The organism is Paenibacillus typhae (genome assembly GCF_900099765.1).
Lineage (GTDB): Bacteria > Bacillota > Bacilli > Paenibacillales > Paenibacillaceae > Paenibacillus_AQ > Paenibacillus_AQ typhae.
Genome location: NZ_FNDX01000003.1, coordinates 114,196 through 126,914, shown reverse-complemented (window position 1 = coordinate 126,914; position 12,719 = coordinate 114,196). Strand labels below are relative to the sequence as shown.

The following is a 12,719-nucleotide window of genomic DNA, read 5'->3' as shown; positions in this document are numbered from 1 at the left end:
TAAAGTCGTTTCTACTTGACATGTTACAGGCTAATTGAGTATTGATGTACGGAGGTGAAAGCAGTGGCAGATAAACGCGATTATTATGAGGTGCTGGGTCTCGGAAGAGATGCATCTGACGACGAAATAAAGAAGGCTTACCGTAAGCTGGCACGCCAGTATCACCCGGACGTCAATAAAGCCAGCGACGCCGAAGCCAAGTTCAAGGAAGTGAAGGAAGCTTACGACGTGCTGAGTGACGGCCAGCAGCGTGCCCGTTATGACCAGTACGGCCATATCGATCCTAATCAGGGTATGGGCGGCGGCTTTGGCGGCGGCGGAGATTTCGGCGGACTCGGCGATATCTTTGATATGTTCTTCGGCGGAGGCGGCGGGCGCCGTGATCCGAATGCCCCGCAGCGCGGCGGCGATTTGCAGTACACAATGACCATTGAGTTCAAGGAAGCGGTATTCGGCAAAGAGACCGATATTACGATTCCGCGTACAGAGTCCTGCGATACCTGCTTTGGCTCCGGAGCTAAACCGGGTACGAAGCCGGAGACCTGTTCCGTCTGCCACGGCAGCGGGCAGCAGGAATTCGTGCAGAATACCCCGCTAGGACAGATGCGTAACCGCCGTCCCTGCTCCCATTGCAGCGGCACAGGCAAAATCATCAAAGAGAAATGCCCGACCTGCGCAGGCCAGGGCAAGGTTAAGAAGCAGCGCAAGATCCATGTACGCATTCCAGCCGGCGTAGATGACGGCGCACAGCTGCGTATGACCGGTGAAGGCGAAGGCGGTACACGCGGCGGCCCGGCGGGTGACCTGTACATTGTCATCCGCGTGAAGAACCATGAGTTCTTTGTGCGTGAGAACGATGATATCATGTGCGAGGTTCCGCTGACATTTGCTCAGGCGGCGCTGGGTGACGAGATTGAAATCCCTACCCTGACCGAAAAGGTGAAGCTCAAGATTCCTGCCGGAACCCAGACCGGCACCTTCTTCCGCCTCAGAGGCAAAGGGGTTCCGCATCTGCGCGGCAGCGGCACAGGCGACCAGCATGTGCGGGTAGTCGTTGTAACGCCAAGCAAGCTGAGCGAAGAGCAGAAGGATTTGCTCCGCCAGTTCGCTTCCTACAACGGCGAGAACACGCATGAGCAGGAGCAATCGTTCTTTGACCGTGTGAAGCGCGCCTTTCGCGGTGATTAAGTTTTGGAAATGGGCTTAAATTAAACCCCCGGCTTCGTGTCACAACACGAAGCGGGGGGTTTTTGATGTTGGCGGTTGTTATAAAAAAAGGATCGTGCAGGGCCGGGTGGCCGTTGCACGATCCTTTTGCTCTTCCGCCTGCTGAGGTTAACAGCAGGCGTATTAACTAAACCCTACTCGATCAAGCCGATTTTGTTCAGCAGCTGGTATAGAGCAGCAGCAGCTGCTTCACGGGTTGCCGGAGCAACCGGATTGAAGCTGGAACCTGTATCGCTGCCGATGATGCCGGCTGCAGACAGGGTCTGCAGGCTATCCTTCGCGTAAGGAGCCACTTTCGCGCTGTCCGTATACGTTGTAAAGGAAGGATTTGTGCTCTTCAGTTCAGTTCCGGTTAATTTGAGCGCTCTGTCCAGAATCACTGCCAGCTCCTGGCGGGTTACATTCTGGGTTGGTGCAAATTTGCCGTTGCCGATACCCAGAATCAGTCCTGCCTTGGAAGCAGCGGCCACATCCTGGGCATACCAGGCAGTAGAGCTGACATCAGTGAAGGTAACACTGGCATCAGTACGAAGCCCGAGTGCGCGGGTCAGGAGCGCAGTAAATTCTGCACGGGTCAGGCTGCTCTTCGGTGAGAAGGTCGTAGCCGATGTGCCTTGGATAATCAGCTTGTTAGCCAGAGCCTGTATGGCTTCAGCTGAAGCTGAGGCAGCGATATCTGTGAATGCTGCGGCAGGCTTGCTTACTGCAGCATAAGTTGAGAAGCCCGGGCGGCTTACGGTAACAAGGGTTGAACCGTCTGCCTGCGGTTTGAATACAGATGCAACCGGAGTAACAACGCCGTCATCCTCGAAGAGAACACCGGCTGTATTCGGCTGGATAGCGCCTGGTACAGTAAAGGATCTCTTAATAAAGAGGTTAGTCGGTGTGTTCAAGTAGGTGCTGCCGGTAGCGGTAGTCCAGGAAGCCTCAAATGTAACCGGAGTTCCGATTACCGTGGACCCGGCAACGCTGGAAGTCAATCTTCCCGCGGCTTCAGGCGCCTGCTTGATGTCAAATTTGAAGTTCTGTCCTGCAGGTGCAGATTTCAGCAAGGACACTGGCAGAGCGACGGCAGAACCATTGACTGTAACAACAACACTGCTGTCGGCATGGATGCCTGCCAGCTGGGTTACCTGGGCTGCTGTCAGGTTCAGTTCAACTGCTGTGTCGGTTGTTGCAGGCAGCGCTATTACGACAGCGGTCTTGGCAGCTGAAGCGTTTGCCAGCGCAGTCTTCAGGTTGTCGTCGGTTACAGTAACGGTAGTCACTTTATCCTTGGACACAGTAGCCGGAGTCAGGGTGGCCCGGGTCGTTCCTTCCTCAATCAGTGAGGCTGCAGCAGCAGGCACTGCCGGAGTCGCAGGTGTTACTGCACCGCCGCCTCCGCCATTTGAACCGCCGTCGGTACCTGTGTTTGGCGCCGGCTGATTAATGAAGCGGAATGAGGTATAGGTAGTATAGAATTCATCTTCGTATTGGTCGATCTTGATAGGGAGTTTGGAATTATCCTCAGCATTGATGCCTAGCACCTGAAGTTTATAAACCCCGTCTGTCAGATAAGCAACAGCGGGATTGCCGTTTGCATCAAGAATCGGATCCCCTTCACTGTCATATGGATGATAAGTGGCGCTGATTACAGTAGAGTAATCTCCCGGCTCAAAATATTTATCCGGAGAATCTGTAGCGGCAACCTGGAAATAACCCTTGGTTTTATCGTCCAGGCCTACGAGATCTACTTCATAATAATTGATGTCATCTGCTTTCAGCTTGTAGTTAAGGACAGCTCCTGAGTTGTTGTACACAATTGGTGTTGTGATCTCTGCTTCCTGGATACCAGTGCCCCAGTCAGGCTGATCCACGGATTCATCGACGTTAATTGCGAACGGCAAATGCAGGGTAGGCTGTCCCGGGGCTTCAAGAACGACATTACCTTGCAGCATCTGCGGTTCGGTTTGTGCAGACACATTAACGTTCAAGTTGAAGTTAAAAGTACCATAAGCAGAGGTTGTTACTGTTGTCTTATCCAGCGTTGCTGTTACATTCTCCAGATCACCATAGTTCCATTCCACTGAGGCGGTATAAGTCAGCTCTTTGCTGCTGACATTTTTGAGCTGCAATTCTTTGGAAGCCACAGCTCCCGGAAGAAGAGTTCCGAAGCTGGTAGATGGATTGTAATTGATTACGTTCTGTGCCGCAAAGTTTTTGTCAAGTATAGTAATCGGTTCGATCGCCTGTAGCAGCGCCGGTGTCTTAATGGCATTCTCTACGTTTGCCCGGCCAGGACCTTGAATATACAGATCTTCAGGCTCACCCTTATAGAGGAGCTGATCTGCAGTATTGGCAAGAGCGGCACGGATATCAAACGGGGTGTATTCCGGATGGGCCTGTTTGATCAGGAGTGACAAGCCCGCCACGTGCGGAGTAGCCATGCTAGTACCGCTGCTGCGGTGGTATGCTTCGGTATAATCTCCGCCATATGCCGGATACGTGGACAATACCCCGTCACCAGGAGCGACAATGTCAGGCTTGATGCTGAGGTTTCCGTCCACGTTAGGACCCATGGAGGAGAAATAAGTTATTTCATCGCCTGCAGTCATCGTCTGCTTGTACTCATTTCCGAAGGTGAAGTAGACTGGCTTACCATCGTTCGCAAGAATGGCTCTGGCCAGTGCACGTCCTTTGGAGCCTTCAATGTCGAAGGTTGGAATGTAGTCATATCCGTCCCCGAGATTGCTGCCGATGAACCCGTCGCGTCCGTTAATGCTCTCCGTAAGAATAGCCTGGGAGTTAGCGGCATTTCCGTTAAAGATAACGACAGCTTTGGCCCCGTGTTCTTTGGCAATGGCAATTTTATCGACAAATGCCAGATCCCCGCGGGAGAGCAGGACAATCGAGCCTTCGATGTCGCGATCCGGGTAGTCTTCTTCTGCACCAAGGTCGGCGTATACGACTTCAACCGGATCGGTGCCGATAATATCTGAGAAGTTATACTGTCCGAGCTTGTATGCCATTACATGAAAATCGAAGTACTCGGAATAAGTGACAGTGGTTACAGAATCGGCGATTTCTGCTTTGAAATTACCCGAGAAGGCTTTGATCGGGCTTGTTACAGCGCCAACCGAAATGGCCAGCTGCGCAGCCGCAGGAGAGCCAAGGGAGAAATAGCCCGCTTCCCCGTTGTTACCGTTGGCAATAACCGCTGTAACTCCTGAGAGCACGGCGTTATTGATGGCGATGGAGTCAGGGGAATTCACGTCTTTTTCGGAGTCAGAGCCGAGCGACAGATTGATGACATCCATGCCGTCTTTAACGGCATGCTCAATCCCGTCAATAACCTGGGCGGATGAACCGGAAGAGGTGCTCGGGTCATCAAGATTTCGCCCCAGAACCTTATATGCATAAAGCTCTGCACCTGGTGCTACGCCTTTTTGGGCAACATCACCTTTTGCGGCATATTGTCCGATAATCGTACCCGAGACATGCGTTCCGTGGGAAGTTCCGTTATAGCCTGTCTTGTATGGATCTTCTTCCTTGGTCAAAGGTTTTTCTTCATAAGGATCTTCATCCTGATAGAAGGAGTCGTAACCGCCCTTGTAGACAGGGGCAATGTCCGGATGCAGGTAATCCACACCGGTATCAATAACACCGACCTTGAGCCCCGCGCCTGTAATGCCCTGATCCGCAGCCCAATCCGCATGAATCTGTTCCAGCGGAGCATTATCATTTCTGTAAGTAGCCTCCGTTACAGTTACATCGGGAAGGGCGTACCAGGTGCTGTTCGGATAGATGGAGGTAACACCGGAGATTTTGGCCAGCTTCGGAATTTCATTGGCCGGGACGGACACTTCAAAGCCGTTCAGTACCGTGTCATACTGGTAGTTGACGGTCAGATCAATGCCGAGATCATCGGCTTTATCAAGTACCTCGGACTGCTGGCTCTTGACGGCAGCTTCCGTAGCTGTCGTGGAGAGCGCGGAGATTCCTTGCTTGGCTGCATATTTGCCTACTGCTGCAGGCTGGCCGCTCAATTGCACAATGACGCGGACATCTTTTGAAGATTTGGTATCAATCTGTGGTGAAATGTACGTCTGATTGGATGTCTGGGTAATTGAGGTTAAAGATTTAGTCGATGATAGCGTCTGCGGGCTGCCCGCGGCAAAAGCCGCTCCAGGAATCATGCCTGCTGTCACTCCAAGTGACAGGGTGATGACAGACAGCTTGCGAGGTAGTTTATTCCACTCCAAATGTAATCCCCTCCAGATGAGTATGTGTACTGATACAGCTGAATTTTTCCTGCTATAGACAGTAGTCCGATTCTCCTTTCTAGTAATCTCTTTTTATTTCCGTCCCGGCTAGTAGGAAAAATATTAAGAAGATTCTACCATTGGTAAAATGTAAAATCCAGTTAAAAGTAATGTTGTTTTTCAGGGAGTTATCGTGAATGAAGTGAAAGATAACATAAATATGCGTTAGAGTAAGAATGAAATGGACATAAAGTACTATTTTACGAGGAAAAAGTTAATATGAATATTGCTTGAGTGAGGTAATATAACACAATAAATCAAAAAATCCTGTATTTATGAGTCGAAAGTATTAAAAACACTGATTTATGTAATGGAAATAATATATATTTTCATGTTATCTAATGGAATTGTTAACTAAATATAGATATTATCCCAAGAGAGGAAGTCGGGAAAAATGGACAGATTTGTGCCAGGAAAGTTTTTCCTGTTGTTAAAGATTAAACATAAAAATTGCGTATAAACCATGCGGCATCAATACAAAATAAAATGGTCAGTTTGTGTTTGGCATATCAGGCAGAAAGCAGGGATTATCCTTGTCAGAAAAAAGCATCCTCGCCTATTTCAAATCTCCCGAAGAAGCTGAAGGCGTCTCCCGGAAGCTTCAGGCTCTGCGCGTAACCGAGCTGTCCATCGACCGATTCACCCGGTTCAGCGGAGGTGGCCTGCAAAATGCTGTGAATCCGGTGACCGGCAGTCTGGCCCGTATGGATTCCATGACCGCCGTGAGCGCGCATTCAGGTATTTTGTCAGCTGCGCATACCAGCTCAAGCGGGATGAGCCATGGCGGTGACGGAGGGCCTACCGGCAGAAATATTCTGCTGACCGTAATTGTACAGCCGGAATCTTACCAGCAGGCCTTGTCCATCATTGAGGAAGCCGGCGGTATGATCTAGCTGCATGTACTTGTTTTTTTTACCAGGAATCTGAAAGGTGGTAGCTGTTATGGATAGAGAGAACTCGGACATTTTCTCCAAAACGGAAAAGCAAAAGATGCTTTACGAAGCTAAACTGGAGGATGTGCAATTTACGGCTGCGGAAGCTGACCAGGATGATCTGGAAGCGCTGGACCGCGTGCAGGAAGCTGACAAGCGCCAGCTGAATGAGATTATGAAAAAGAAATAGCCGGCCTATAGTACTGAAAATTAAGGACATTTGCCCCACTGAAAGTGGGGTTTTTTGCGTGCCGGCGTGTATAATAGGGAAATGGACAATGGCAAGGGGGATGTTGATGAATACGTTTATTATGTGGGGCGGACTGGTGCTGCTGATCGCTTTGCTTACTTTTTTGAATCAGAAGCAGATTTATTCGTCCAAAGTGAAACGGGCCTACCGTGAACTGCGAGGGCTTGCGGAAGCTGTCCGGGACGGGCGCGCTTCTCCTGCCGATCTGAAGAGATGGGAAACCGCTCTGGAAGAGATGGATAAGCATCCGAATGAATTTAACAAGCTGGACTCTGAAATCGGATTGCGCGGGGTATTCGTTCTGTATCTGGAGCAGTATTACCCGCATGATCCGCGTCTTTCCGGTTTGCAGGAGGCGGCAGGGCACCGGAAGGATTCAGTGTGGGGCATGAAGTTCGGTGACTACGGGTCCAAGAAGTGAGCGCGAAAAGCAGGGCGATGGAAACAAGTCTTTTAAATTGTTATAATCCATAGTAGCTTTTCTGCCGTTAATATAGAATATATACCTTATGATTATATGAAAGCCGCAGAACCTCAATTGAGCAGCACAGGGAGACAGTATGATGGAGAATGGATCAGTTCCAGCAGTCACAGAGGCGCTGGTAGTTAAAGCTATGGAAAAGAATCTTGCCCTGATTCGCTTTGATCTTGACCGAAGAGTGGCCTATGTCAATGAAATGTTTGCCGGTTCAATGAAATATAAATCAGAGGATATGTACGGAATGCATCACCGGGAGTTATGCTTTCCTGCGTTTGTTAACAGTCCGGACTACGAAAACTTCTGGCAAAATCTGCTTTCCGGAACCAGCTTTCAGGATAAGATTGAACGAATGGATTCAGAGGGGAACACGGTGTGGCTCGAAGCAACCTATATGCCTATTTTTGACGAAACAGGCCGCCATGTAATCGGCGTAAGCAAGATAGCGACCAATATTACGCACCGGCAGACCGAGGTAAACCATGTGGTGGAGCAGATGCAGAGAATGGCTGACAGCCTGAACCGTCGGGCAGAGCAGGGGATCGAACGAAGCCGGGAAATGCTGCTCAGCATCAATAATATCGCCAGTGTATCGGACGAGAACTCACTTATCATAAAGAATCTGCAAAACAAGGCTGTGGATATTCAAGGGGTAGTACAGACAATCCGTGATATTGCTTCGCAGACACATCTGCTGGCCCTGAATGCTGCAATTGAAGCGGCGCATGCCGGGGAGTACGGGCGGGGGTTCGATGTGGTGGCCAAGGAGGTCCGGAAGCTCTCGGGTATGGTGCAGGAATCCATTGGCGAGGTAAGGAACAGTGTCAAGGCGATTACGGAGGAAATCGGCAGCATGTCGACTGGTCTCGAGCATGTTCAGGCTAGCGTCAAAGAGAGCCAAAAGCAGATTGAAGTAGCCCTTGAGGAGTTTACAGGCATTGCGGTCTCGGCCAGTGAGCTGGATATCCAGGCCAGGGCGGTTATGAATATTATCTGATTGTATCCAATATGGCAGTATGGTGCTCCTGAAGCTTGGAGGCCATACTGTTTTTTATCGGATATTTCTGTCTTGCGGGGGGTGCAGCCGTTTTTACATATTGCTAAATTGCAGGTAAGTTATTAGATTTTCGGTTGAATTAGCCGATATAATATTAAATTAGATAAAATTTAGAATTTTGCCAGTCGTGTTTGGAGTGGGTTAAAGGGGGATGAGGTCATGGAGCACATGCATATGCATGGCAGTCATGACAAGCTGCTCGTATTTTTTTCGTATTTGATAGCTGTTGCAGCTTCCTGTACGGTCTTGGAGCTGGCAGGCATATTGGGGATATCCAAGGGCAGACGGCGGACGCTGTGGCTTATATTCGGCGCTGTCATCATGGGGATGGGCGTATGGTCTATGCATTTTGTCGGCATGCTCGCCTTGAAGCTGCCTGTACCGGTCGCTTATAACCTGATGGTTGTACTGCTGTCTATGACAGTCGCAGTCATTGCTTCGCTGGTTGCCCTGATTGTCATCAGCAACTTCAGGCGTGGAACCGTTTCGCTTCTGGTGGGCGGTCTGCTGCTTGCCTCTGGTATTTTCGGTATGCATTACATAGGCATGTCCGCGATGCAGATTGGAATTTCGTATAGAGCAGACTATGTCGTCCTGTCGTTTGTTGTTGCCCTGGCTGCATCCGTTGTTGCGCTGGGACTGTCTTCCCAGCTTCTCATGAACCGCACGGCAGTGGGCCCGGGAAAGAAGCTGATTAGCGGACTGGTCATGGGCATCGCCGTTGTAGGCATGCATTATACCGGAATGCTTGCGGCAAGCTTTGAGCCCGAGAGCCGTTCCTGGCTGAATACCGGAGTGGTGCTGGATCAGAAATGGCTGGCCTATGTCATTGCCGGGGGGACGCTGTTCACGCTGGGCCTGTCTGTTACCGGAGTTTATATTTCGAGCCGTTTTTCCAGAAAGGATACGGAGCTTCTAATCAGTGAAAAATGGTACAGATCGCTCTATGAAAATAATCAGGATGCCATCATCTCCATTGATCTTAATTTACGTATTATCGGCTCCAATCCTGCAGCCACGGCGATTAGCGGCATCAGCAGCAAGGAGTTCAAAGAGCAATCCCTGGACTCCCTCCTGGGTATTATTACAGCGGAGGATCAGGAGCTGATCCGGGAGATGTTCATCAGGTCCCTTGCCGGAGAGCAGGTCTGCTATGAAACGGCGATCATGCACGAAAACGGGAAAAAGCTGGATGTCAGCATCAACATCGCTCCGGTTATGGTCGATGGCCTGGTGGCCGGCATTTATGTCATTGCCCGGGATATCACGGAGGAGAAGCAGGCCAAGGAGCAGACCCGCTATCTGGCCTTTCACGATGAGCTGACCGGACTTCCCAACCGCCGGATGTTCAGTCAGCTGCTCTCCCGGACCATTGAAGCACATCATGATGCTCAGGAACCTTTTGCCGTCCTCGTTATGAATGTTGACCGGTTCAAGCTTATTAATGATACACTCGGACAATTGCACGGCGATCGCTTTCTGCAGGAGATGAGCAGCAGGATAACAGACAGCGTGGTTAACGAGCAGATGGCGCTGGCACGGCTGGAGGGCGATGAATTCGCACTGCTCTGCCGGTTCTCCAGGGAAAAAATGAACGTGACGGATATTGTGGAACAGATGCTTGCTGCGATCAAGCAGCCGGTTCACCTCAACGGGCGGGATCTCTACGTTACGGCCAGCATCGGAATTTCCTTTTATCCTTCCCACGGCCAGACTCCGGAAGAGCTGCTCAAAAATGCCGGAACGGCCATGTATGAAGTGAAGAAAAACGGCAGAAACGATTACCAGTTTTTCTCGGACGATCTGAACGGCCAGATTATGGAGCAGCTGGAGCTGGAATCGGATCTGCGCAAAGGGCTGGCACGCGGCGAGTTCACGGTGCATTATCAGCCGCAGATCCGGACAGCGGACAATGAGCGGATTATCGGGGTAGAGGCGCTGGTGCGCTGGAATCATCCGGTAAAAGGACTGCTCGGTCCAGGTCTGTTCATTCCCGCGGCAGAAGTGACCGGGCGGATCGTAGAGCTTGGTAATTTTGTGCTGCGCGAAGCCTGCCGGCAGATGCGGCAGTGGCATGATGCAGGCGGTCCGCGCATTCCGGTTGCCGTCAATCTATCCTCACAGCAGTTTCTTCAGTATAATCTGCTGGAGGATATCCGGGATATTCTCCGGGAAACGGGGCTGGCGCCGGAGTATCTTGAGCTGGAGATTACCGAGAGCACGATGATGGATGCTTCCAGAGCCAGTGCCATTCTGAATGATCTGGTCAAAAGCGGGGTCCGGATCAGCCTGGATGACTTCGGGACCGGCTACAGCTCGCTGGGGTATCTGAAGCTGTATCCTATACACAAGGTGAAGATCGACCGTTCGTTCATCAGCGGCATTTCCGGCAGCAGCCATGACCGGGCCATTGTGGCGACCATCCTGACCATGGCAGAGCATCTCGGCATGCAGGTGATTGCCGAAGGCATCGAAACGAAGGAGCAGCTGGACATCCTGGTGGAAAGCGGCTGTCGGGATATTCAAGGGTATTATTACAGCAAGCCGCTGGCTGCTGAGGAGCTGGAACGGAAATATCTATGGCCAGCAGAGGCTGTCGGCAAAATAGTCTGAGCATGCAGCGCGGTCCGAAGAGGCCGCGCTTTTATTTTGAAGGCAAGGATTAAAGCCGGGAGTCTATGGCAGGCAAAAGGAGAGAATCATTTGAATAGGGAAATAACACGCTGTGCCTGGGTCAACGAAGATCCTTTGTATATTGACTATCATGATAGAGAATGGGGAAATCCCCTGTACGATGACCTCAAGCTGTTTGAGCTGCTGATGCTGGAGGGCATGCAGGCCGGGCTCAGCTGGTACACGGTACTGAAGAAGCGGGAGCATTACCGTAAGGTATTCGACGGATTTGATCCGCACATCATTGTGCATTATGACGATAACAAAATAGAAGCTCTGATGCAGGACACGGGAATCATCCGCAACCGCCTAAAAATTAATGCCATTGTGAAAAATGCGAAGGTTTATCTGGACATTTGCCGGGAGGAGGGCAGCTTTTCGGATTATGTGTGGAGCTTTGCCGGCGGCGGGCCAGTCATTAACGGGTGGAAGACGCGGGCTGAGGTTCCGGCGACGACGGCGCAGTCAGATTCTATGAGCAAGGCGCTGAAAAAGAAGGGCATGACATTCGTCGGCTCGACGATCTGTTACGCTTTTATGCAGGCTTCCGGTATGGTGAATGATCATACGATGGACTGTTTTTGCCGGAAATGATGAACCGTGATCTGTACTGCAGGCGTAGGTTTGGCGCTACCTGTGGTAGAAATGGTATACTGATAAATGTTGAATAACTGGATTAGTGAGTTTTGAACGAAGCTAAATCATGGAAGTACTGCTTACAAAACTTTTAGGAGGACCCACACACATGTTATGGCATGAATTGACGGTACATACAACAGAAGAGGCACAGGAGATGATATCCAATCTGCTGTATGAAGCCGGAGCGGGCGGTGTTTCGATCGAAGAATCGGGAACGCTTAATAAAGTAAGAGATACCCGGTACGGTGAACTATACGATGAACCGCTTAACGATATCCCTCCCGGTGAGGCTGTAATTAAAGGCTACTATGCCGAAAATGTATCGATGGACGATGTCATCAAAGAGGTTGCTCCGCGGGTTGAGGAGCTGCGTGAATTCGGGATCGATCCCGGCAAAGCGCTGATCTCCTGGAAAACGGTAGACGATGAAGAATGGGCCCATGCCTGGAAAGCGTACTTCAAGCCGCTGCGCGTGTCTGACCGTCTAACGATCAAGCCGACCTGGGAAGAATATACACCAGCCAGCCCGGACGAAAAGATTATCGAAATCGATCCCGGCATGGCCTTCGGAACAGGAACGCATCCGACTACGGCGCTGTGTCTGCGTGCGCTGGAGAAACATATCAGCGGAGGCGAAGAAGTCATTGACGTGGGAACCGGCTCCGGCATTCTGGCGGTAGGTGCGGTTCTGCTTGGTGCTAAGTCTGTGCTGGCCCTTGACCTTGATCCTGTCGCTGTGGAGAGTGCGCGGGAGAATGTGGAGCTGAACAGGCTGCAGGCCTCGGTAACGGTAAAAGAGAGCGATCTGCTCTCGCTGCTAGGAGGCGAAGGTGCGGCAGATACTGCGGCGGGGGACATGTGGCCGAGTGCAAGACCCGGCTATACCGGGGCAGCTGCAGAGGTGAACCCGTCTGCGGAGGCAGGCCTTGGTGTTACACTGCCGGTGAAGCTTATTGTCGCCAATATTCTGGCGGAGATTCTTGTGCTGTTCACGGACGATGTGTTCCGTGCGCTGCAGCCGGGCGGAATCTATATTACTTCCGGTATTTATAAAGATAAGGAAGGTTTGGTGTCGCAGGCGCTGGAGGCTTCCGGTTTTGAGATTATAGAGATTACCCGTGAAGAAGACTGGGTGGCCATTACAGCCGGAAAGAGGTAG

Annotated in this window: 9 protein-coding genes; 8 read left to right on the top strand and 1 reads right to left on the bottom strand. The window is 51.0% G+C overall.

From position 1 onward, the window contains the following. Positions 1-63 precede the first annotated feature (63 nt). Positions 64-1,188 (top strand): molecular chaperone DnaJ, encoded by a 1,125-nt coding sequence (gene dnaJ / locus BLR64_RS03920; RefSeq protein WP_090712379.1) that lies wholly within the window; start codon positions 64-66, stop codon positions 1,186-1,188. A 173-nt stretch (positions 1,189-1,361) separates the two neighbouring features. Here the strand turns inward: dnaJ and BLR64_RS03915 are convergent, their stop codons facing one another. Beyond that, positions 1,362-5,471 (bottom strand): S8 family serine peptidase, encoded by a 4,110-nt coding sequence (locus BLR64_RS03915; RefSeq protein ID WP_244157605.1) that lies wholly within the window; start codon positions 5,469-5,471, stop codon positions 1,362-1,364. 593 nt (positions 5,472-6,064) lie between these two features. On the opposite strand from BLR64_RS03915, the gene BLR64_RS03910 reads away from it, so the two are divergent. The 7 genes from BLR64_RS03910 (at position 6,065) to prmA (ending at position 12,719) form a co-directional block, all read left to right on the top strand. Continuing rightward, positions 6,065-6,424 (top strand): hypothetical protein, encoded by a 360-nt coding sequence (locus BLR64_RS03910; RefSeq protein ID WP_090712375.1) that lies wholly within the window; start codon positions 6,065-6,067, stop codon positions 6,422-6,424. Positions 6,425-6,473: 49 nt separating this feature from the next. Beyond that, positions 6,474-6,653, top strand: a complete 180-nt coding sequence (locus tag BLR64_RS03905) for a YfhD family protein (protein WP_090712372.1) — start codon at positions 6,474-6,476, stop codon at positions 6,651-6,653. A 106-nt stretch (positions 6,654-6,759) separates the two neighbouring features. Next, on the top strand, positions 6,760-7,134 hold the full coding sequence (locus tag BLR64_RS03900) for a hypothetical protein (protein ID WP_090712370.1): 375 nt from the start codon (positions 6,760-6,762) through the stop codon (positions 7,132-7,134). 142 nt (positions 7,135-7,276) lie between these two features. Beyond that, positions 7,277-8,188, top strand: a complete 912-nt coding sequence (locus tag BLR64_RS03895) for a methyl-accepting chemotaxis protein (RefSeq protein ID WP_244157604.1) — start codon at positions 7,277-7,279, stop codon at positions 8,186-8,188. Between the two features lie 219 nt (positions 8,189-8,407). Next, positions 8,408-10,861 (top strand): EAL domain-containing protein, encoded by a 2,454-nt coding sequence (locus BLR64_RS03890; protein WP_090712366.1) that lies wholly within the window; start codon positions 8,408-8,410, stop codon positions 10,859-10,861. 90 nt (positions 10,862-10,951) lie between these two features. Beyond that, entirely contained in the window at positions 10,952-11,515 is a 564-nt protein-coding gene (locus tag BLR64_RS03885) for a DNA-3-methyladenine glycosylase I (protein ID WP_244157603.1), read from the top strand. Between the two features lie 151 nt (positions 11,516-11,666). Next, positions 11,667-12,719 (top strand): 50S ribosomal protein L11 methyltransferase, encoded by a 1,053-nt coding sequence (gene prmA, locus BLR64_RS03880; protein WP_090712364.1) that lies wholly within the window; start codon positions 11,667-11,669, stop codon positions 12,717-12,719.

Excerpts from the sequence above, each read along its gene's own strand:
- BLR64_RS03905 (WP_090712372.1), top strand. The coding sequence starts at position 6,474 with ATGGATAGAGAGAACTCGGACATTTTCTCCAAAACGGAAAAGCAAAAG.
- BLR64_RS03890 (WP_090712366.1), top strand. The coding sequence starts at position 8,408 with ATGGAGCACATGCATATGCATGGCAGTCATGACAAGCTGCTCGTATTT.
- BLR64_RS03900 (WP_090712370.1), top strand. The coding sequence starts at position 6,760 with ATGAATACGTTTATTATGTGGGGCGGACTGGTGCTGCTGATCGCTTTG.
- BLR64_RS03895 (WP_244157604.1), top strand. The coding sequence starts at position 7,277 with ATGGAGAATGGATCAGTTCCAGCAGTCACAGAGGCGCTGGTAGTTAAA.
- prmA (WP_090712364.1), top strand. The coding sequence starts at position 11,667 with ATGTTATGGCATGAATTGACGGTACATACAACAGAAGAGGCACAGGAG.